The sequence below is a fragment of the Cyanobium gracile UHCC 0281 genome (assembly GCF_034931305.1).
Taxonomy (GTDB): Bacteria; Cyanobacteriota; Cyanobacteriia; order PCC-6307; family Cyanobiaceae; genus Cyanobium; species Cyanobium gracile_A.
Map to the genome: position 1 here is coordinate 1 of NZ_JAYGHY010000029.1, position 18,520 is coordinate 18,520.

Genomic DNA, 18,520 nt, shown 5'->3' on the forward strand with positions numbered 1-18,520 from the left:
GGTCGGCCATGGTGAGGCCTTCGAGGCCGTCCATGCTGAAGCGGTCCTCGTCTGCGGGGGGGGAGGACGGCGGGCGCACCGGCGGGGCGGCCGGGCTCGACGCGGCAGGAGCAGGGGGTGCTTCGGTCACCACCTCCTCCTCCTTCTTGATCATCAACACCTGGGGGGGTTTGCGCAGCGGCGCCGGGGCCGACCCGGACGGCCTCGCCGGCGGCATCGGGCGCTGGGCGGGGTTCCTGGGCTGACGCGGCGCGGGGTTGCCGGTTCCTGCCATGGAGGTCCTCAGCGAAGCACGGGGCTCCACACTGTACGAATCACCCGTAGAGGCCCGTCCTCCCCCCGCCGATGCCCCCCAGCACCGAGCGACGCCTCGCCAGTCTCAGCTGGACAGCGGTGCGAGACCAGGCCGCCCGACGGGGCAGCACGGTGGTGTGGCCGTTCGGAGCCATCGAGCAACACGGGCCCCTGCTGCCCCTGGGCACCGATGGCCTGTTCGCCGAACGGGTGGCTGAGGCGGTGCTGGAGCGGCTCGACCCCGACCTGCCGATCTGGCGGCTGCCGCTGCAGAGCATCGGCTTTTCACCGGAGCACCTGGGCTTCCCGGGAACCCTCAGCCTCCCGGCCGATCTGGTGATTGAGCTGGTGCGCTCTGTGGGCAAGGGGATCGCCGCGGCGGGCTTCCAGCGGCTGGTGCTGTTCAACGCCCATGGCGGCCAGATCGGCCTGTTGGAGGCAGCAGCGCGAGAGCTGCGGGTGCTGGAACCCGGCCTGGCGGTCCTGCCTTGCTTCCTGTGGCGTGGCGCCGACGGCCTGGCGGAACTGATTCCCGAACCTGAACGCAGCACGGGGCTGCATGCCGGCCTGGCCGAGACCAGCCTGATGCTCTTCCTCGAGCCGGCCACCGTCGGCGCCCTACCCGCCGCCGACGGACTGGCCCCCTCCCCACCCCCGCCCACCGGCTGGAGCCTGGAGGGGGCCTGCCCCTGTGCCTGGCTCACGGAGGAACTGAGCTCCAGTGGCGTCATCGGTGATCCCAGCGAGGCCAGCGACGACCTCGGCCGCAAACTCTTTCTGCGCCTGGTGGGCAGCTGGGAGCGGCGCCTCGACGCCCTGGTACGTAGCGACTGGCCACCGACTTCCGGCAGACCATGACTAGAGTCGCCTGATTGCCTGAGCCTGTGGTTCCCATGCCCACCCTCGTATCCACCACGTCCGTTGATTCCGCACTGGGCCCGCTCGAGGGGAGCGAACTTCCCGACTTCACCACCGCCGCCTACAAGGACGCTTACAGCCGCATCAACGCGATCGTGATCGAAGGCGAGCAGGAAGCCCATGACAACTACGTGTCGCTGGGGACCCTGCTTCCCGACCAGGCCGAGGAGCTGACCCGCCTGGCCCGCATGGAGCTGAAGCACATGAAGGGCTTCACCGCCTGCGCCAACAACCTGGGCGTCACCGCCGACATGCCCTTCGCCCAGGAGTTTTTCTCCCCCCTGCGCAACAACTTCCAGGCGGCCCTCAAGGACGGCAAGGTGGTCACCTGCCTGCTGATCCAGGCCCTGCTGATCGAAGCTTTCGCCATCTCGGCCTATCACATCTATATCCCTGTGGCCGATCCTTTCGCCCGCAAGATCACCGAGGGGGTCGTCAAGGATGAGTACACCCACCTCAACTACGGCCAGGAGTGGCTCAAGGCCCACCTGGAGGAGTCCCGCGCCGAGCTGGAGCAGGCCAACCGCGACAACCTTCCCCACGTGCGTCGCATGCTCGATCGGGTCGCCGCCGATGCCGCCGTCCTGCACATGGAGAAGGAAGACCTGATCGAGGATTTCCTGATCGCCTACCAGGACGCCCTCACGGACATCGGCTTCACCCCTCGGGAGATCGCCCGCATGGCTGCCGCGGCCCTGGTGGGCTGAGCCGAACCGCTCGCTCGCATCGGGGGAGGATGTAGCGTCGGCGACATCCGGCTACGCTCTCGCCGCCGCTGTCCTGTTTCTGCATGTTCGGCCTCATCGGTCATTCCACCAGCTTCGAGTCGGCGCGCAACCTGGCGCGAAGCCTCGGCTTTGAGGAATACGCCGATGGGGATCTGGACATGTGGTGCAGTGCTCCGCCCCAGTTGGTGGAAAGGATCAGCGTCACCAGCCCCACGGGCAAGCGCATTGAAGGGGCCTACATCGATTCGGTGTTCGTTCCGGAAATGCTCAGCCGCTTCAAGACGGCCAAGCGCAAGGTGCTCAATGCCATGGAGCTGGCCCAGAAGAACGGCATCGACATCACCGCCCTGGGGGGTTTCACCTCGATCATTTTCGAGGACTTCAAGCTGCTCAGAGAACAGCAGGTGCGTGCCACCACCCTGGACTGGCAGCGCTTCACCACCGGCAACACCCACACCGCCTGGGTCCTCTGCCGCCAGGTGGAGGAGAACGCCCCACAGCTGGGCATCGATCTGCGTCGGGCCAAGGTGGCCGTCGTTGGCGCCACCGGTGACATCGGCAGTGCCGTCTGCCGTTGGCTCTCCCAGCGCACCGGCGTCCAGGAATTGCTGCTGGTGGCCCGCCGCCCCCAGCCACTGGCCGACCTGCAGCAGGAACTGGGCGGTGGCCGCATCCTTGGCCTGGAGGAGGCCCTGGAGGAGGCGGATGTGGTGGTGTGGGTCGCCAGCCTGGCCCAGGCCAGCAGCATCGATCCCAGCCGCCTGCGCCGCCCCTGCCTGATGGTCGATGGCGGCTACCCCAAAAACCTGGACACCAAGGCCGCCGGCGATGGCATCCACGTGCTCAAAGGGGGCATCGTGGCCTTCGGCTCCGACATCGGCTGGCAGATGATGGAGGCGGCGGACATGGCCAACCCCCAGCGTGAGATGTTCGCCTGCTTCGCCGAAGCGATGCTGCTGGAGTTCGAAGGTCTGCACACCAACTTCAGCTGGGGCCGCAACAACATCACCCTGGAGAAGATGGATCTGATCGGCGCCGCCTCCCTTCGCCACGGTTTCCAGGCCCTGGCCCTGGAAACTCCAGCACCGGTCCCCAGCCTCTCCTCGAGCTGATTTCCTCTCCACCTGATCCGTCCCCTGCTTCTCCACCCATGGCCCGCCGCGTCCTGCTGGACTTCGAGAAACCACTGGTGGAGCTGGAGGAGCAGATCGAGCAGATCCGCCAGCTGGCCCGCGATTCCGAAGTCGATGTGAGCCAGCAGCTGTTGCAGCTGGAAACCCTCGCCACCCGGCGCCGCGAGGAGATCTTCAGCTCCCTCAGCCCGGCCCAGAAGATCCAGGTGGCCCGCCACCCCCAACGGCCCAGCACCCTCGATTACATCCAGGTCATCACCGACGAATGGATCGAGCTGCACGGCGACCGCCGCGGCAACGACGACCGCGCCCTGGTGGGCGGTGTGGGACGCATCGGCGACCAGGCGGTGGTGCTGCTCGGCCACCAGAAGGGCCGGGACATGAAGGAGAACGTGGCCCGCAACTTCGGCATGGCCTCGCCCGGTGGCTACCGCAAGGCGATGCGGCTGATGGACCACGCCGACCGCTTCCGTCTGCCGATCCTCAGCTTCATCGACACCCCCGGTGCCTACGCCGGGGTCAAGGCCGAGGAGGAGGGCCAGGGCGAGGCGATCGCCGTGAACCTGCGCGAAATGTTCCGCTTGCGGGTGCCCATCATCGCCGTGGTGATCGGTGAGGGGGGCTCCGGCGGCGCCCTCGGCATCGGGGTGGCCGATCGGCTGCTGATGTTCGAGCACAGCGTCTACACCGTGGCCAGCCCCGAAGCCTGTGCTTCGATCCTCTGGCGCGATGCGGCCAAGGCGCCCGCCGCCGCCGAGGCCCTGCGCATCACCGCTGCCGACCTGCTGCAGCTGGGGCTGGTGGATGCCCTGCTGAAGGAACCCTCCGGAGGCAACCACTGGGCGCCGATGCAGGCCGCCGAGACGCTGCGCGCGGCCCTGCTCGGCCAGCTCGCCGAGCTGCAGACCTGCAGCGAATCTGCCCTGCTGGAGGCCCGTTACGCCAAGTTCCGGCGCATGGGCCAGGTTCTGGAGGGGGCGGCGACGGATCCCGCCTTCGCGCCGTAGGGTTGATCCACTGCCTGCCTGCCCATTGCCCGCTGCCCTGATCACCGGTGCCTCCCGCGGCATCGGCGCTGCCGCCGCCCGCCGCTTTGCCGCCGAGGGCTACGACCTTCTGCTGTTGGCCCGAGGCCGTGCCGACCTCGATCGACTCGCTGAGGACCTGCGGGGGACGGGCCGACGCGTCGAAACCCTGGCCCTTGACCTGACCCAGGCGGAGGCCATCCCTGGAGCCATGGCCGAGCTGCTCGGGCGAGGGCTGCAACCTTCGGTCGTGATCAACAACGCCGGCGCCGCCTGGACCGGCCCGTTGGCGGCCATGCCCGTTGAGCGCTGGCAGTGGCTCCTGCAACTCAATCTCACCAGTGTCTTCCAGGTCTGCCTGGCGGTTCTGCCCGGCCTGCGCCAGGCCGGTGGCGGTCGGATCATCAACGTCAGCAGCCATGCCGCCCGTCAGGCCTTCCCGGACTGGGGGGCCTACTGCGTCAGCAAGGCCGCCCTGGCGTCTTTCAGCCGCTGCCTTGAGGCGGAGGAACGGGCCGCCGGCATCGCGGTGAGCACCCTCACCCTGGGGGCGGTCAATACACCTCTCTGGGACAGTGAAACCGTCCACAGTTCCTTCGACCGACGTGCCATGCTTTCAGCGGAGCAGGTGGCTGAATCCCTGCTCTACCTTGCGCGGCAACCCAACAGCCAGACGGTTGAGGACCTCACCCTGATGCCAGCCGCCGGAGCCTTCTAATCCCCCCTATGACATCCACCCTTCCCAGCGGCCTCAGCGCCCGTCAGGCCGCTCCCGTCACGACCCCCATTCCTGTCAGCCTGCGGATCCGCGAGCGACTGCAGAAGGAAGCGGTGCCGTTTCTGGCCAACGACAACATTTCCGAGCATCTGCGCGAGGGAGAGCTCGACCAGTTGGAGATTGAAGTCGCCGGCAAGGTGCGGGAACTGCTGCGCAGCCTGGTGATTGATATCGATAACGACCACAACACCGAGGAGACGGCCGAACGGGTGGCCAAGATGTATCTCCACGAGGTGTTCAAGGGTCGCTACCACGAGCAACCCAAGATCGCCAGCTTCCCCAACGTGAAGCAGCTCGATGAGATCTACACGGTGGGGCCCATCTCCATCCGTTCGGCCTGTTCCCACCATCTGGTGCCGATCCTCGGTAACTGCTGGATCGGGATCAAGCCCGGTGAACGGGTGATCGGCCTGTCGAAGTTCTCCCGGGTGGCCGACTGGGTGTTCTCACGGCCCCACATCCAGGAGGAGGCCGTGATCATCCTCGCCGATGAGATCGAGCGGCTCTGTGAGCCCCTCGGCCTGGCGATCCTTGTCAAAGCCCAGCACTACTGCATGAAATGGCGCGGGGTGAAGGAGCCCCAGACCAGCATGGTGAACTCTGTCGTGCGCGGTGATTTCCGCCACGACCCCAGCCTCAAGCAGGAGTTCTTCGAACTTGTGCGTCAGCAGGAGTCGATGCTCGGCAACTGAACCGCTGGCCGGCGCTCAGGATCCCGGTCGGCCCATGATCGGGCCCACCACCTGGGACACGCTGCGCTGGCTGCCGGATGTGGTGGGAACGGCCACCACCACCATCACCTGGTAAGCCACGTCCGCCGGCGTCAGGACATAGCTGGGGCCGCTGGCCCCCGCGATGAGCTGCCAGTTGCGACGGCCGGGGGCCAGGCGGTACCAGTGGAACGCACTGGGCGGCAGGGCAGCCAGAACATCCGCCGTGGCCGTGGCCTGCAGCAGGGCCCCCTGGCGGGCCTCCCCCTGCAGCAGCAGCTGGTTGAGACCGGTGATCCGCTGCTCCACCGCCCCTTCGATCTGCTGGTCGCCGGCAATCTCCTGGCGCAGCAGCCGGATCTGCTGCTGGGGGTCGGCCGTGATCCCCGGCACACACTGCAGCGTCCCCTGCACCAGCTGGCAGCCCACCAGGTCCTGGGCCTTGAGGCCGGCCCCTGGCCCGATCAGCAGAAGCAGGCCGAGGGGCAGGGCGGCACGAACACGGAGGGCGCGACGAAGGAAGGTCAACGGGATCCAGAAGTCGGACTGCTCCGATCCTGCACCCGGCGGCGCCAAACGCCAATCAACCGGTGGGGGATCCACGCATCGCCGCCAGCAGGGCCGCGACCCGCCCCAGGTTCTTGACGCCGGGGCGATCCTCCAGGGCACTGGAGGCATCCAGGCCATCAGGATGCAGGCGTTCCAGCAGCTCGGCCACCGTCTCGGGGCCGACGCCGCCGGCCAGCCACCAGGGCGAGGCCGGGCGGAAACCCTCCAGCCAGGCGGTGGGGATCCGCTGTCCGGTGCCCCCCAGCTGGCCAGGTTGCCAGGCATCGAGCAACAGGGCTTCGACCACCCCGGCATAGGCGGCCGCCGCCTCCAGATCCTCGGGGGAGCGCACCCGCAGGGCCTTCCAGAGCCGCACATCCAAGCGCTGGGCCAGCTCGCGGCAGCGCTCCACGCTTTCACTGCCATGCAGCTGCACCACCGCGTGGCCCCGGCCCGCGCCGAGCTCCTCCAGCTGGTCGTCGCAGGGATCGGCCACCACCAGCACACCGAAGCAGTCGCGGCCGCCGGCGGCCATGGCCGCGAACAGGTCGGGCCGTTGCGCCGCCGGCAGGAAGCGGGGCGAGCTGGGAACAGCGATGACCCCGATCGCATCCACCCCCAGGGCGGCGATGGCGGTGGCCTGGGCCGGCTCCCTGAGCCCACAGACCTTCAGCAGCGGAAAGGAAACCAGAACCAGGTCGGCCGGGCTGCCTTTCTAGGATGGGCGCCATAACTCCGGCTACGGCCGGTCACTGCCCGGACGGTGCCCGTGGGTGAAGGCTGGCAATTGCTGACGATCCGAGGCATTCCCCTGCGCATCCACCCGAGCTGGTTCGTGATCCTGTTGCTGGCCACCCTGGGGTTCCAGCAGCAGTACGCCCTCAGCCTCCGCGGTCAGCTCACGCCGGCGGCGCTGTGGGCCGTGGCCCTGGTCACCTCCCTGGCCCTGTTCGTTTCCGTGCTGCTGCATGAACTGGGCCACTCCCTGGTGGCCCTGCAGCAGGGGGTGAAGGTGAAATCGATCACCCTCTTCCTGCTGGGGGGCGTGGCCAGTGTGGAGCGGGAATGCTCCACCGCCCGCGGCGCCCTGATGGTGGCGGCGGCAGGACCGGCGGTGAGCCTGGTGCTGGGCATCGGCCTGCTGGCCTCCACCCATGCCGCCAGCCACCTCACCCCTGTGCTGGGCCAGGTGGTGGAACGGCTCGGCGCCCTCAACCTGATCCTGGGGCTGTTCAACCTGCTGCCCGGCCTGCCCCTGGATGGGGGTCTGATCGTCAAGGCCCTGGTCTGGGAGTTTTCCGGCAGCCAGCGGCGGGGCGTGGAGGTGGCCAATGCCTGCGGTCGGTTCCTGTCCCTGTTCGCCGTGGGGATGGGCACGGTGCTGCTGCTGCGGGGTGGCGGCATCGGCGGGGCCTGGCTGATCCTGCTGGGCTGGTTCGGCCTGGGGGCGGCCCGCAACCAGAAGCAGATGCTGGTCGTCCAGCAGGCCCTCAAGGATCTCAAGGTCAGGGATGTGGCCCAGCGCCGCTTCCGGGTGCTGGAGGCCGACACCAGCCTGCGGGAGCTGAGCCGGATTCGCCTCGGCAGCGCCCCACCGATCGCGGAGGTTGGTGAGGGTGCCGCGCCGGCCGACAAAGACGCCAACGGCCCAGCGGAATGGCTGCTCGTCTGCGACAGGGGCCGCTGGCAGGGGGTCATCGACGATGCCCCGCTGCAGGCCCTGCCGGTGCAGACCTGGGACAGGGAGCGGGTGGGCGACCATCTCCAGCCCCTCTCCAGCCTGCCCTCGATCCCCGAATCGGCCCCGCTCTGGCAGGCCGCCCTCCAGCTCGAGGACGGCGACCACCAGCGGCTTCTGGTGCTGAGTCCGGCCGGTCTGCCCTGCGGCACCGTGGAGCGTCCCGAACTGGGGGACGCTGTGCTGAAGAAGCTGGGCCTGCGGCTGCCCGCCAATCTGCTCTCCGCCGCCCGGCGTGAGAACGGCTACCCCCTCGGCATGGCCCTGGGTCAGGTGGCCCGCGGCATGGTCAGCTCGGGGGAGGTGTCCCTGCTCACCGACAAGGTCGCCCGATAACGCCCCAGGCCTCGGGCGATCACGGCCAGCTCCGCAGGACTGAGGGGCGCGGCCCCCGAGAAAGGCCTGCCTTGGGCGCCACCGCCATGGCCCCCCTCGGCGACGCCCCCCGCCAGCCGTGGCAGCCAGCGGGCCGCCGAGCGATACAGGTGCTGATCGAGTTGCTCCCCGGCCAGCGGCAGGGGATCGAGCTGCGGGGGGGCGCCGCCAAACACCTCCTTCCAGAGGGCGGGACAGGGGTCCAGCTGGATCGAGCCGTGCTGCAGCAGATGGCCGCCGCGCCACAGCTGGGCACTGCCGACCCGCTTGGCACCGCTGGCCTGCACCAGATCGGCGGCAGTGCTGGTGGCGAAGCAGCTGCTGCGCTGCAGGCTGGCCGCCTGGCTGCCGCTTCGCAGCGGCTCGCCCATGGCCGCGAACGCTTCAACGAGCCAGGCGAGGGCCCGGCCGTAGACCTCGGCGCGGGATCCCTGCGGCCGGGGCCACACCAGGGCGTAGGTGAGATCGCCACCGTGGAGCACGGCCCGGCCGCCACTGGGCCGGCGCACCAGCCCGAGGCGCCCCTGACGCACCAGATCGCTCCAGTGGGGCTCAAGGCGCCGCTGGTGCCAACCCAGGGAGAGGGTGGGCCGCGACCAGCGGTAGAGACGGAAAGCCGGCGCAGGAACCACCACGGATGCAGGGTTCGCGGCCGCTGGGCCCTCCAGCAACCAGGCATCGATGGCCATCTGCCAGGCCCCATCGAGCTGGCAGGGAGCGATCCAGCGAACCGGCGCCGCCGGCTGGAAGGATGGGGCGGCCTGCGTTCTCATGGCTCCTGTCCGCCCAGCCCATGGCCACGTCGCTGATCTGGAGTCTGCTGCCCCTGCTGCCCCTGGGACTGGTGGCGGGCCTGCTCTCCGGGTTGCTGGGCATCGGCGGTGGCCTGATCTTCTCCCCCCTGCTGTTGCTGCTGGGCCTGACGCCCCACCAGGCCCTGGCCACCAGCACCCTGGCGATCGTGCCCACCACCCTCGGGGGCACGATCGCCCATGGGCGCAGCGGCAAGCTCACCTGGCGGGGGGGGGTGGCGATCGCCGGCGGGGCCGCCCTCAGCGCAGGGCTGTTCAGCCACCTGGGCCAGGGCCTCGCCGGCTGGCAACTGCTGAGCCTGCAGGCGGCGCTCTATGCCCTGCTCGCGGGACTGGTGAAACCCCGCAGCCAGCTGGCCCCGGCGCGCGAGCAGGAGCCACGCCCCCTGGCCCTGGCCCTGGTGGGGGCCCTGGCGGGGGTGGCGGCCGGCCTGCTGGGGGTGGGCGGCGGCCTGGTGATGGTGCCGGTGATGGTGGCGGGGCTGGGCATGCCCGTCCACGGGGCGATCCGTTACAGCACCGTCGCAGTGCTGGCCTCCTCCTGCAGCGCCTCGCTGGCCTTTCTGGCCGACGGCCGGGCGAATCCACTGGTGGCTCTGGTGCTGGGGGGCACCGCGGCCGTGGCCGCCCAATGGTCGGCCAGCCGACTCGAGCGGGTCCGGGAGGAGCGGCTGGTGTGGATGCTGCGGGCCCTCACCCTGGTGCTGGCCGTGGACAGTGGCCGCCGTGCCGTGGGCCTGTGGTTCGAGGCTCAGGGGATCACGCTCCAGAAACCGGGGTCGAGCTCGTAGCCCAGGACGGCGGCCATCTGGCCCAGGTTGGCGCGGCACTCGATGCCCCCGGTGGCCGCCCAGTTGTCGAGGAGGAACAGGCGCTGGGTGATCCAGAGCTCCAGGCTCTCGGGGGCGAAGCGGATCCCCTCGGTGGGGCTGAAGCCGTGGGGGAGCAGCATCGCCACATGGCGGGTGAGCTGCCCCCCACTGCGCTCCAGCACCAGGGGCAGCCAGGGATGGAGCGCATCGGCCCGCAGACTCCAGAGCCGCAGCTCGGCGATCTCCGAGAGTTCGCGGGGGTCGTCTGCGTCCCTTGGCCAATCGAAGTCGATCTGCAGTCCGCTGGAGGCGGTGAGCAGCGCGGCCGGTGCCAGCGACGCCAGGCCCGCCAGGGGAGAGAGATCGAGCCCGCGCACCTGGTCGGCGGACACCTTCAGGGGCTCTGAGCAGGGTGGGAGAGCCATCAAGAGCTGTGACAGGGCAGGGCCTCAGGCTGGACCGTAGCTCGTGATGGCCGAAGAATGGGTCGGTCAAACTCCATTCACCGTCACGGATATGGTCACCCCGATCAACCAGGCCGAAGTGCTGATTGCCCTCGTCGTGGCGGCCCATGCCGGCGTGCTGGCCGTGCGTCTCTGCTTCAGCCTCTACAAAGCCTGAAGCTGCAGGGGCTGCGCCCTTGGCAAGGGGCGTACAGGCTGCTACAAGCGAAGGGCTCGCAGCCTTTCCTCAGGTGCGCCAGACCCAGCCCCAGCCCTCCCGGCGCCAGTCTTCCGCTGCCAGCCGCTCCACCAGCCGCTCGCGCCGTTCCTCGGCTCTGCGTGCGGCACCGGAAGGCCCGGTCGCCCCACTCCCCAGGCGTCCAGCCGCCAGCGCCGTTGCCTCTGTGCCGTCGCCCCATTCCCCCGCCGAAGTCGGGGGGTGTGGCATGGAAAGCCAGATGCTCTCCCTGTCCGCCGAGCGGCAGGAGCTGGTCTGCAGCCTGATTGGGCTGGCGGTGAAGCTGGGGCTCATCGGCCTCACCGGCGTGAGCCTGTTCCAACTCGCCGGCGCCTACCAGCAGCGCATGGAGAGCCAGGGGGAGATCTCGGCCGTTCTGGAGATCGAGAACGCCAAGCTGGTCAAGGCCAGGGAACGTTTCGACGCCCTGTTCATGGTGGAGGGCGAGCAGCGCCTGATCCGGGAGCAGAGCCAGTGGATCGCCCCAAACCGCCTGCGGGTGATCTGGCAGTCGAAGCGTCCGTTTCCAACTGTTGACTCCCCCGCCTCCGGTTCCGGAAATCAGGGCGCCCGTCCGTAGGTTGGGGCCTCCTTCGCCCCCGGACCATCCCCGCCATGGTGACCACCTCCGGTGACCCCGCCCTTTCTCCCGCCCGCAGCGGCGTGCCCGGAACGGCCCTGATCACCGGCGCCTCCTCCGGTGTCGGTCTGTTCGCTGCCAAGGCCCTGGTGGATCGCGGCTGGCACGTGGTGATGGCCTGCAGGGACACCGACAAGGCCCGCCGGGCCCAGGCCGCCCTGGCCATTGCCGATGACGCGGTGACCCACCTGAAGGTGGATCTGGCCGACCTCGATGGTGTGCGCGCCCTCGTCGACGCCTTCCATGCCACCGGCCGCCCTCTCGATGTCCTGGTCTGCAACGCGGCGGTCTACCTGCCGCGGCTGAAGCATCCGGAACGCTCTCCCCAGGGCTACGAGATCTCGATGGCCACCAATCACTTCGGCCATTTCCTGCTGATCCACCTGCTGCTCGACGACCTCAAGCGCTCCAGCCACCCCTCGCGTCGGCTCGTGATCCTGGGCACCGTCACTGCCAACTCCAAGGAGCTGGGGGGCAAGATCCCCATCCCCGCTCCCGCCGACCTGGGCGATCTCTCCGGCTTCGCCGCCGGATTCAAGGCCCCCATCGCCATGGCCAACGGCAAGAGCTTCAAGCCCGGCAAGGCCTACAAGGACAGCAAGCTCTGCAACATGATCACGACCCAGGAACTGCACCGGCGCCTGCATGGCAGCACCGGGATCGTGTTCACCTCCCTCTACCCCGGCTGCGTGGCCGACACCCCGCTGTTCCGGCACACCCCACGGGCCTTCCAGACCATCTTTCCCTGGTTCCAGAAGAACATCACCGGCGGCTACGTGAGCCAAGCGCTGGCGGGGGAGCGGGTGGCGCAGGTGGCGGCGGATCCGGACTTCGCCAGCTCCGGCGTGCACTGGAGCTGGGGGAATCGCCAGACGAAGGGGGGCAAGCAGTTCAGCCAGGAGCTCTCGGAAAAGGCGAGCAACCCGGTCACCGCCCAGCGGATGTGGGACCTGTCCCTGCAGCTCGTGGGACTCGCCTGAGCGGATCGCCAGTCCAGGGCAATGCTTCGGAATCTGCCGATTCCGGCGCAGGCCCAACGGGAGCCGCTAGATGTCATCCAGTACCACCTCGGAGTCGATGGCCCGCACGCTGCGCTGGGGAGTGGGACTGCTGCTGGTCGTCAGCCTGTCGATCGGTGCGTTCCTGCTGCTGCCGTTCCGCTCCTGGTTGCCCGGCGGAACGGTGGGGGACGTGCCGCTGAGCCAAGTGGTGAATGGCACGGCGTTCAACCGTCTGTTTCCCGAGCCGGACGACGGCGACCAGCTGGTGTTCACCCAGGAGAAGCGTGGCTTCAGTGAGGCCCGGCTCAAGCATGACGGCCAGGTGAAGGCCCTGCTCGCCATCTCCGATGTCAGCACCGCACCGGAGGCACGCCGCAAGTTCGAGACCAGCCAGAGCCGGCTGCAGGGCTGGCCGCTGGTGGAGCAGGGTCCACAGGCCACCGCCCTGCTGGTGGCCGACCGCTTCCAGATCAAGGTGATCGGCCAGGGCGATGGGCTGGAGGCCGAGCAGCGTCAGGACCTGATCGGCCGGTTCAACCTCAGGGGTCTGGCGGCTCTGAAGTCGGCCAGCGCCCCCCGGGCGACGCTGCCCAGCGGCCAAGACACCGCCGGACGCCAGAGCCTTGAGCCGCGGGCGGCCATGGAGCCCGTGTCATGAGCTCCGTTCTCGAGCGCCTTGATCGCCTGCCCCGCCGCAACCTAACGGTGCTCGCCATCAAGGGCCTCAGCACCCTGGTGCCCGGCGGCTGGCACAACATCACCAGCGCCGACAACCTGATCAGCGACGTGCTGGGCAGCACCGATCCGGAACTGATCCGCCAGGTGCGCTCCCGGGCCGACGTCTTGAGCCGGGCCCGCCACGAAGGCTATGGCCGTGCCCTGAGCCTGTACGACGCCGTCAACCGCTCCCAGAAGGCTGCCGGTGGGCTGCGGCTGCTGGCCAACATCGGTGGCGTCCTGCCGCTGGTGAAGCGTGTCGCCGATCTCACCCCCACCAGCGAGACCCTGCAGGCGGCGGATCTCAGCCTGAAGGTGGCCGCCGAGATGCTGGCCTTCACCCAGGTGAACGGCCTGCCCGGTGACAGCTTCGGCGATTTCGCCGCCTCCTTAAGCGAGTACGCCGGCGAAGCCCGGGTGAGGATGGCTGCCCTGATCTGCTTCGATGCCCTACTGCCCCTGGGCGACCAGGCCCTGCAGCGGCTGGATGGCTTGCTGGGGGGCGTCGACAAGCGGGACCTGCACCAGCTGCCCGCCTACGCCGGGATGGCCAAGTTGCTGCCGGGACGGGGCGACGGGGCCCACCTCAGCTTCCTGCGCCGGGGCGTGGACCAGTGGCTGGGCTGGGCCGGCGGGTTCAGCAGCCAGCTGGGTCTCACCGGTCAGAAGGCCGTGCAGGCCCTCGAGACCACCCTGGGCCCCTGGCAGGGGGGCTTCCAGCAGATGGCCACCTTCCTCGATGCCTTTACCGACACCTACCAGCACACGGGCGTGCAGGCGGTGGCCCGCCGGCTGGTGGAGCGGGCCGCCGCGGAAATCTGAGGGCCGCTGGGGTGGAGCCGTGCCTCCGGCCCGCACCGCCTAATTCGACAGCCTCTTGATCCCCAACGCCATCAGCACCAGGCCACAGGCTCAATCGAACCCAAGCAGGTCGAAGATCTCCCGATCCTTGAGGGATACGGCCTCCAGCGGCTCCACGTCGGTGAGCATCTTTTGGGCCAGGCTCAGGTATTCCTGCTGCACGGCCTCCACTTCCGGTGTGCTCTCCATCTCGAAGATGGTGCACTTCTTGAGCCGTGACTTGCGAATCGCATCGACGGTCTTGAAGTGGGCCATGGTGCGCAAACCGGTGCGCTCGTTGAACTTGTCGATCTCGTCGGTCTGCTCCGAGCGGTTGGCAATCACCCCACCCAGGCGCACCTTGTAATTCTTGGCCTTGGCATTGATCGCCTGCATGATCCGATTCATGGCAAAAATCGAATCGAAATCGTTGGCGGTCACGATCAGGCAGTAGTGGGCGTGCTGCAGGGGCGCTGCGAAGCCTCCGCAGACCACGTCACCGAGCACATCGAAGATCACCACGTCGGTGTCCTCCAGCAGGTGGTGCTCCTTGAGCAGCTTGACCGTCTGGCCGGTCACGTAGCCGCCGCAGCCGGTGCCGGCCGGGGGACCACCGGACTCCACGCACATCACGCCGTTGTAGCCCTCAAAAACAAAGTCCTCGGGACGCAGCTCCTCGGTGTGAAAATCGACGGTCTCGAGGATGTCGATCACCGTCGGCACCATCTTCTTGGTGAGGGTGAAGGTGGAATCGTGCTTGGGATCACAACCGATCTGCAGCACCCGCTTGCCCAGCTTGGAAAAGGCAGCGGAGAGATTCGAGGAGGTGGTGGATTTGCCGATGCCGCCCTTGCCGTAGACGGCGATCACCAGCGCCCCCTCCTCGATGTTCATCGACGCGTCCTGATGCACCTGCAGGCTGCCCTCGCCATCTTCGCGGGGGTTGGCGGTGGTGCTCGAAGGAGGCGTGAGTGTGGTGGTCATAGGAAGAACAAGGGGAAGCCGGCGCACCGGCGGATCACTCGTAAGGAAACAGCCTGCTCAGATCGGATCCCGGCTGTCGGGGGATCACGCAAACCGAAACATCGCCAGAGAGGCCCTCATCGGCTGAAGTGGGCCTTGGCGTCGTAGAGGGCTTCGGCATCAATGCGCGCCAAGCCCCGTTCGCGGGCGAAGGCTTCGGTGTTCTTGCGCACCTTGCCCCGCACGAAGAAGGGAATCTTGGCGAGTTCCGCCTCGCCGTCGGCCGTCCAGAGGCTTTCGAGCGCCTCCCGCACAGCGGCGGCGGCCGTGGTGGTGCCGGGGGCCGGGACAGGGGCAGCGGCAGGGCCAGCGGCAACCGTCGCGACCGCCTCGGGCTCACCCGCCGCCGCCGGGGCGCCGTCGCCCAGGTGGCTGCGGTGGCCGTCGACGAACTCGAAGTCGTGGCGGAACATGCCGATCAGGTGCTCCTCCAGACCCATCATCAGCGGGTGCACCCAGGAGTCGAAGATGACGTTGGCCCCCTCCCAGCCCATCTGGGGGGAGTAGCGGGCGGGCACGTCCTGCACGTGCAGGGGGGCGCTGATCACGGCACAGGGCAGGCCCAGACGCTTGGCGCTGTGGCGTTCCATCTGGGTTCCCAGCACCAGCTCCGCAGCCGCCTCGGCCATGGCTTTTTCCACCACCAGGTAGTCGTCGGTGATCAGGGCCTCCAGGCCCAGCTCGGCGGCGGCGGCCCGCACCTCTCTGGCCTGCTCGCGGCTGTAGCTGCCCAGGCCCACCACCTGGAAGCCCAGTTCCTTGGAGGCGATCCGGGCGGCGGCGATGGCGTGGGTGGCATCGGCGAAGATGAACACCCGCTTGCCGGTGAGGTAGGTGGAATCCACCGACTTGGAGTACCAGGGCAGGCGGGAGAGGCGCTCCGCCTCGCTCGGCTGACCCTCCACCTCCTGCAGGTCGGCCGGCAGCGGCAGGTCGAGCACGCCATGAAGTTCCCGCAGAAAATCGGCGGTGGCGCCGATGCCGATCGGCACCGTGCGCACCACCGGGGTGCCGAAGCTGCGCTCCAGCCAGCTGCACACCGGGCCGGCCACCTCCGGGTAGAGGCAGACGTTGGCATCGGCCGTGGGGATGCGCTCCAGGTCGGCGGGCCGGGCCCCCAGGGGCGCCACCACCGCCACATCGATGCCGTGCTCCGCCAGCAGCCGGGTGATCTCCAGCACGTCGTCGCGGCAGCGGAAGCCCAGCAGGCTGGGGCCCAGCAGGTTGACCCGGGGCCGGCGACCCTCCTCGCGCCAACGGGACGCGGAAGGCTTGGGGCTGCCCGGCGCCGGCAGCTGGCCCTTGAGCAGGGTGCGGACCAGCTGATAGTAGGTTTCCGCGGCGCCCCAGTTCTCCTTCTTGGAGTAGGCGGGCAGCTCCAGGTTCACCATCGGCACCCCCAGGTTCATGCCGGCGGCCAGGGCGCCGGGCTGGTCCTGGATCAGCTCGGCGGTGCAGCTCTCGCCCACCAGCAGCGCCTCGGGCTGGAAGCGCTCAACGGCCTGGCGGATGGAGCGCTGCACCAGCTCGGCGGTATCACCGCCCAGATCCCTGGCCTGGAAGGTGGTGTAGGTGACGGGGGGACGCAGGCCCCGTCGCTCGATCATCGTGAACAGCAGGTCGGCGTAGGTGTCGCCCTGGGGGGCATGGAGCACGTAGTGCACCCCCTCCATGGAGGTGGCGATGCGCATGGCGCCCACGTGGGGGGGGCCTTCGTAGGTCCAGAGGGTCAGTTCCATGGGGGTCTCAGGAGAGCTGCAACACGGCCCGGCGCCGCAAGGGACGGGCAAAGAGTTCGGCCAGTTCACCGGCCTGGTCGCAGCCGTGGATCGGGCTGAACACCAGCTCGATCGACCACTTGGTGGCGATGCCCTCGGCCTCGAGGGGGTTGGCCAGCCCCAGGCCGCAGAGCACCAGGTCGGGGCGGGCGGCCCGCACCCGCTCCAGCTGCAGGTCAACGTCCTGGCCCTCGCTGAGCTGGGTGGCGGGGGGGAGCAGGGCCAGGTCGGCGGCCATCAGCTGGCGATCCAGATAGGGGGTGCCCACCTCCACCAGCTCCATGCCGCATTCGCGGCTCAGGAAGCGGGCCAGGGGGATCTCCATCTGGGAATCGGGCAGCAGGAACAGCCGCTTGCCCGCGAGCACCTCCCGGTGGGGCTCAAGGGCGCGACGCCCACGCTCCACCAAGGGGTCGAGCACCGCGTTGAAGCGCTCGGCAGGCACGCCGAACGCGTTGGCGGCGGTAGCCATCCAGTCGCGGCTGCCCTCCACGCCAAAGGGATAGGGAGCACTGAGCAGGGTGGCACCCCGGTGCTGCAAAGCCCGGGCCGTCGCGCTCAGGAACGGCTGGGCGAGCAGCACCCGCGTCCCCTTCCCGACGGGCGGCAGATCGGTGGAGCGGCGCGGCGGCAGGCTGCGGACCGTGGTGATGCCCAGCCGCTCGAAGATCAGCCGGAAGCGGTCCTCGACCGCATCGGCCAGGGTGCCCACGATCAGCAACTGCTCCTCGTCGGCACTGGGCAGCAGGGGAAGCATCGCCAGCAGGGCGTTGTCCTCCCCCTGGGTAAAGGTGGTCTCGATGCCGCTGCCGGAGTAGTTCAGCACCCGCACCCGCCCCAGCAGCTGGGTGTTGAGCCGCTCGGCCGCCTTGGCCAGGTCGAGCTTGATCACCTCGCTGGGGCAGGAGCCCACCAGGAAGAGCGTGCGGATCTCGGGCCGGCGCTCCAGCAGGTCCTTCACCAGCCGGTCGAGTTCCTCGTTGGCATCCGCCAGGCCCGCCAGGTCCCGTTCGCCGAGGATTGCCGTGCCGAAACGGGGCTCAGCGAAGATCATCACCCCGGCCGCCGACTGGATCAGGTGGGCGCAGGTGCGCGAGCCCACCACCAGAAAGAAGGCGTCAGGCATGCGGCGGTGCAGCCAGACGATGGAGGTGAGGCCGCAGAACACTTCCCGCTGGCCGCTCTCCTTGAGGATGTCCGGGGGAGACGGCTGAATCGGTGGAGCGGACACACCCATGGAGGGGATCGCCAGGTATCGAGCTTCCATGGGTTAGCGGGGCAGACGGGGTCGCTGCCCGACTGCGTTACATCTTTTCGGGATCGTGTCCGGATTTCAGCGCTCAGAGGCGGCGGCGGAACCCTTCGCTGAAGCCGGCGCTGCGCTCGTCGCGATCCCCATCGGCGCTGCGGCTGAGCTTCCAGACGTTGCGCCCCAGGCGCCGGGCCCTGAGCCCACCCCGCTCCACCACCGGCGCCCCCGGCCGGGCCCCCATCAGCTGGGCCACCTCGGCGGTGCTCAGGGGGGCGCCGGTGCGGATGGCCAGGTCGGTGATCTCGAGCCGCTGGCGCAGGCCGGTCAGATCGACCGGGTGATCCGCTTCCCCCGACTCCTTCCAGTCGCCGAAACCGTCGGCGCCGACACTGCCCATGCGCCGCATCAGACCCAGGCCGATGAAGGCGAGGGCCTGCTCCGGCCGCACCCCCTCGTCCAACGCCCGGGTGATCCATTCCGACACCGTGTCCTGGTCCAGGGAAGGACGCAGGGGATGGGTCTCGCCAGCGACCCCGGCGGCAGGGGATTCACTGCTGGAAGACGGGGCGGAAGCGGTGCGCCGGGTGGTCATGGTCGCGCCTGTGAAGGTTGTACCGGAAGGTATCGGTTGCCATCGGTCTCGCAAGGGTCCCCGGGTTCTGAAGCACCTCTGAAGCAGAATGAACAAGGTGCTTCCTGCAGCTCGCTGCCCCTGG

22 protein-coding genes and 1 pseudogene are annotated in these 18,520 nt (G+C 68.9%); 13 read left to right on the forward strand and 10 right to left on the reverse strand.

Annotated features, from left to right (window positions below; translation table 11 throughout):
- A pseudogene (locus VB739_RS09780) lies at positions 1-217 on the reverse strand (30S ribosomal protein S1); the annotation flags it as partial.
- A gap of 128 nt (positions 218-345) precedes the next feature.
- On the opposite strand from VB739_RS09780, the gene VB739_RS09785 reads away from it, so the two are divergent.
- The 6 genes from VB739_RS09785 to folE all read left to right on the forward strand — a co-directional run bounded on the left by VB739_RS09785 (position 346) and on the right by folE (position 5,568).
- Entirely contained in the window at positions 346-1,152 is an 807-nt protein-coding gene (locus VB739_RS09785; RefSeq protein WP_323356890.1) for a creatininase family protein, read from the forward strand.
- A gap of 35 nt (positions 1,153-1,187) precedes the next feature.
- Complete coding sequence (locus VB739_RS09790) at positions 1,188-1,919, forward strand: aldehyde oxygenase (deformylating) (protein ID WP_323356891.1); 732 nt, start codon at positions 1,188-1,190, stop codon at positions 1,917-1,919.
- Between the two features lie 83 nt (positions 1,920-2,002).
- On the forward strand, positions 2,003-3,052 hold the full coding sequence (locus tag VB739_RS09795; RefSeq protein WP_323356892.1) for a long-chain acyl-[acyl-carrier-protein] reductase: 1,050 nt from the start codon (positions 2,003-2,005) through the stop codon (positions 3,050-3,052).
- A 38-nt stretch (positions 3,053-3,090) separates the two neighbouring features.
- Positions 3,091-4,080, forward strand: coding sequence for an acetyl-CoA carboxylase carboxyltransferase subunit alpha (locus tag VB739_RS09800; RefSeq protein ID WP_323356893.1), 990 nt, complete (start codon positions 3,091-3,093; stop codon positions 4,078-4,080).
- A 25-nt stretch (positions 4,081-4,105) separates the two neighbouring features.
- On the forward strand, positions 4,106-4,816 hold the full coding sequence (locus tag VB739_RS09805) for an SDR family oxidoreductase (protein ID WP_323356894.1): 711 nt from the start codon (positions 4,106-4,108) through the stop codon (positions 4,814-4,816).
- An 8-nt stretch (positions 4,817-4,824) separates the two neighbouring features.
- Positions 4,825-5,568, forward strand: coding sequence for a GTP cyclohydrolase I (folE, locus tag VB739_RS09810; protein ID WP_323356895.1), 744 nt, complete (start codon positions 4,825-4,827; stop codon positions 5,566-5,568).
- Positions 5,569-5,583: 15 nt separating this feature from the next.
- On the opposite strand, the gene VB739_RS09815 is transcribed toward folE, so the two are convergent.
- Entirely contained in the window at positions 5,584-6,114 is a 531-nt protein-coding gene (locus VB739_RS09815; RefSeq protein ID WP_323356896.1) for a hypothetical protein, read from the reverse strand.
- Positions 6,115-6,169: 55 nt separating this feature from the next.
- On the reverse strand, positions 6,170-6,826 hold the full coding sequence (locus VB739_RS09820; RefSeq protein ID WP_416233317.1) for a phosphoribosylanthranilate isomerase: 657 nt from the start codon (positions 6,824-6,826) through the stop codon (positions 6,170-6,172).
- 78 nt (positions 6,827-6,904) lie between these two features.
- Between VB739_RS09820 and VB739_RS09825 the strand changes: the two genes are divergently transcribed.
- On the forward strand, positions 6,905-8,209 hold the full coding sequence (locus VB739_RS09825) for a site-2 protease family protein (RefSeq protein ID WP_323356897.1): 1,305 nt from the start codon (positions 6,905-6,907) through the stop codon (positions 8,207-8,209).
- Here the strand turns inward: VB739_RS09825 and VB739_RS09830 are convergent.
- Positions 8,143-9,021 carry a lipoyl protein ligase domain-containing protein gene (locus tag VB739_RS09830; protein WP_323356898.1) on the reverse strand — a complete coding sequence of 293 codons (879 nt, stop codon included), beginning with the start codon at positions 9,019-9,021 and terminating at the stop codon, positions 8,143-8,145. The genes VB739_RS09825 and VB739_RS09830 overlap by 67 nt on opposite strands.
- A 20-nt stretch (positions 9,022-9,041) precedes the next feature.
- On the opposite strand from VB739_RS09830, the gene VB739_RS09835 reads away from it, so the two are divergent.
- A complete protein-coding gene (locus VB739_RS09835) occupies positions 9,042-9,851 on the forward strand; it encodes a sulfite exporter TauE/SafE family protein (RefSeq protein WP_323356899.1) in 810 nt (269 codons plus the stop codon).
- Here the strand turns inward: VB739_RS09835 and VB739_RS09840 are convergent.
- The gene (locus VB739_RS09840; protein ID WP_323356900.1) at positions 9,812-10,297 is read right to left on the reverse strand and encodes a CRR6 family NdhI maturation factor; all 486 of its coding nucleotides are present in this window, start codon (positions 10,295-10,297) and stop codon (positions 9,812-9,814) included. The genes VB739_RS09835 and VB739_RS09840 overlap by 40 nt on opposite strands.
- A 91-nt stretch (positions 10,298-10,388) precedes the next feature.
- Between VB739_RS09840 and psaM the strand changes: the two genes are divergently transcribed.
- Positions 10,389-10,493, forward strand: a complete 105-nt coding sequence (gene psaM, locus VB739_RS09845; RefSeq protein ID WP_035828799.1) for a photosystem I reaction center subunit XII — start codon at positions 10,389-10,391, stop codon at positions 10,491-10,493.
- A gap of 69 nt (positions 10,494-10,562) precedes the next feature.
- Here the strand turns inward: psaM and VB739_RS09850 are convergent, their stop codons facing one another.
- Positions 10,563-10,763: a hypothetical protein gene (locus VB739_RS09850; protein ID WP_323356901.1), complete on the reverse strand. Its 201-nt coding sequence runs from the start codon at positions 10,761-10,763 to the stop codon at positions 10,563-10,565.
- Between the two features lie 10 nt (positions 10,764-10,773).
- Here VB739_RS09850 and VB739_RS09855 point away from each other — a divergent pair, with 10 nt between their 5' ends.
- From VB739_RS09855 to VB739_RS09870, 4 genes are all read left to right on the forward strand, one after another.
- Entirely contained in the window at positions 10,774-11,133 is a 360-nt protein-coding gene (locus tag VB739_RS09855; RefSeq protein WP_323356902.1) for a hypothetical protein, read from the forward strand.
- Between the two features lie 35 nt (positions 11,134-11,168).
- The gene (locus VB739_RS09860) at positions 11,169-12,173 is read left to right on the forward strand and encodes a protochlorophyllide reductase (RefSeq protein ID WP_323356903.1); all 1,005 of its coding nucleotides are present in this window, start codon (positions 11,169-11,171) and stop codon (positions 12,171-12,173) included.
- A gap of 97 nt (positions 12,174-12,270) precedes the next feature.
- Complete coding sequence (locus VB739_RS09865) at positions 12,271-12,852, forward strand: hypothetical protein (RefSeq protein ID WP_323356904.1); 582 nt, start codon at positions 12,271-12,273, stop codon at positions 12,850-12,852.
- Positions 12,849-13,733 carry a hypothetical protein gene (locus VB739_RS09870; protein WP_323356905.1) on the forward strand — a complete coding sequence of 295 codons (885 nt, stop codon included), beginning with the start codon at positions 12,849-12,851 and terminating at the stop codon, positions 13,731-13,733. The genes VB739_RS09865 and VB739_RS09870 overlap by 4 nt, the downstream gene beginning before the upstream one ends.
- A 90-nt stretch (positions 13,734-13,823) precedes the next feature.
- Here the strand turns inward: VB739_RS09870 and bchL are convergent, their stop codons facing one another.
- From bchL to VB739_RS09890, 4 genes are all read right to left on the reverse strand, one after another.
- On the reverse strand, positions 13,824-14,735 hold the full coding sequence (bchL, locus tag VB739_RS09875; protein WP_323356906.1) for a ferredoxin:protochlorophyllide reductase (ATP-dependent) iron-sulfur ATP-binding protein: 912 nt from the start codon (positions 14,733-14,735) through the stop codon (positions 13,824-13,826).
- A 116-nt stretch (positions 14,736-14,851) separates the two neighbouring features.
- A complete protein-coding gene (locus tag VB739_RS09880; protein ID WP_323356907.1) occupies positions 14,852-16,513 on the reverse strand; it encodes a ferredoxin:protochlorophyllide reductase (ATP-dependent) subunit B in 1,662 nt (553 codons plus the stop codon).
- Positions 16,514-16,520: 7 nt separating this feature from the next.
- Positions 16,521-17,789, reverse strand: coding sequence for a ferredoxin:protochlorophyllide reductase (ATP-dependent) subunit N (locus tag VB739_RS09885; RefSeq protein ID WP_323356918.1), 1,269 nt, complete (start codon positions 17,787-17,789; stop codon positions 16,521-16,523).
- A 103-nt stretch (positions 17,790-17,892) separates the two neighbouring features.
- Positions 17,893-18,396, reverse strand: coding sequence for a hypothetical protein (locus VB739_RS09890; RefSeq protein WP_323356908.1), 504 nt, complete (start codon positions 18,394-18,396; stop codon positions 17,893-17,895).
- Between the last annotated feature and the right edge of the window lie 124 nt (positions 18,397-18,520).

Coding starts and splice junctions, on each gene's coding strand:
- VB739_RS09785 (WP_323356890.1), top strand. CDS start 346: ATGCCCCCCAGCACCGAGCGACGCCTCGCCAGTCTCAGCTGGACAGCG.
- VB739_RS09790 (WP_323356891.1), top strand. CDS start 1,188: ATGCCCACCCTCGTATCCACCACGTCCGTTGATTCCGCACTGGGCCCG.
- VB739_RS09795 (WP_323356892.1), top strand. CDS start 2,003: ATGTTCGGCCTCATCGGTCATTCCACCAGCTTCGAGTCGGCGCGCAAC.
- VB739_RS09800 (WP_323356893.1), top strand. CDS start 3,091: ATGGCCCGCCGCGTCCTGCTGGACTTCGAGAAACCACTGGTGGAGCTG.
- folE (WP_323356895.1), top strand. CDS start 4,825: ATGACATCCACCCTTCCCAGCGGCCTCAGCGCCCGTCAGGCCGCTCCC.
- VB739_RS09830 (WP_323356898.1), bottom strand. CDS start 9,021: ATGAGAACGCAGGCCGCCCCATCCTTCCAGCCGGCGGCGCCGGTTCGC.
- VB739_RS09835 (WP_323356899.1), top strand. CDS start 9,042: ATGGCCACGTCGCTGATCTGGAGTCTGCTGCCCCTGCTGCCCCTGGGA.
- VB739_RS09840 (WP_323356900.1), bottom strand. CDS start 10,297: ATGGCTCTCCCACCCTGCTCAGAGCCCCTGAAGGTGTCCGCCGACCAG.
- psaM (WP_035828799.1), top strand. CDS start 10,389: ATGGTCACCCCGATCAACCAGGCCGAAGTGCTGATTGCCCTCGTCGTG.
- VB739_RS09850 (WP_323356901.1), bottom strand. CDS start 10,763: ATGCCACACCCCCCGACTTCGGCGGGGGAATGGGGCGACGGCACAGAG.
- VB739_RS09855 (WP_323356902.1), top strand. CDS start 10,774: ATGCTCTCCCTGTCCGCCGAGCGGCAGGAGCTGGTCTGCAGCCTGATT.
- VB739_RS09860 (WP_323356903.1), top strand. CDS start 11,169: ATGGTGACCACCTCCGGTGACCCCGCCCTTTCTCCCGCCCGCAGCGGC.
- VB739_RS09865 (WP_323356904.1), top strand. CDS start 12,271: ATGGCCCGCACGCTGCGCTGGGGAGTGGGACTGCTGCTGGTCGTCAGC.
- VB739_RS09870 (WP_323356905.1), top strand. CDS start 12,849: ATGAGCTCCGTTCTCGAGCGCCTTGATCGCCTGCCCCGCCGCAACCTA.
- bchL (WP_323356906.1), bottom strand. CDS start 14,735: ATGACCACCACACTCACGCCTCCTTCGAGCACCACCGCCAACCCCCGC.
- VB739_RS09880 (WP_323356907.1), bottom strand. CDS start 16,513: ATGGAACTGACCCTCTGGACCTACGAAGGCCCCCCCCACGTGGGCGCC.
- VB739_RS09885 (WP_323356918.1), bottom strand. CDS start 17,789: ATGGGTGTGTCCGCTCCACCGATTCAGCCGTCTCCCCCGGACATCCTC.
- VB739_RS09890 (WP_323356908.1), bottom strand. CDS start 18,396: ATGACCACCCGGCGCACCGCTTCCGCCCCGTCTTCCAGCAGTGAATCC.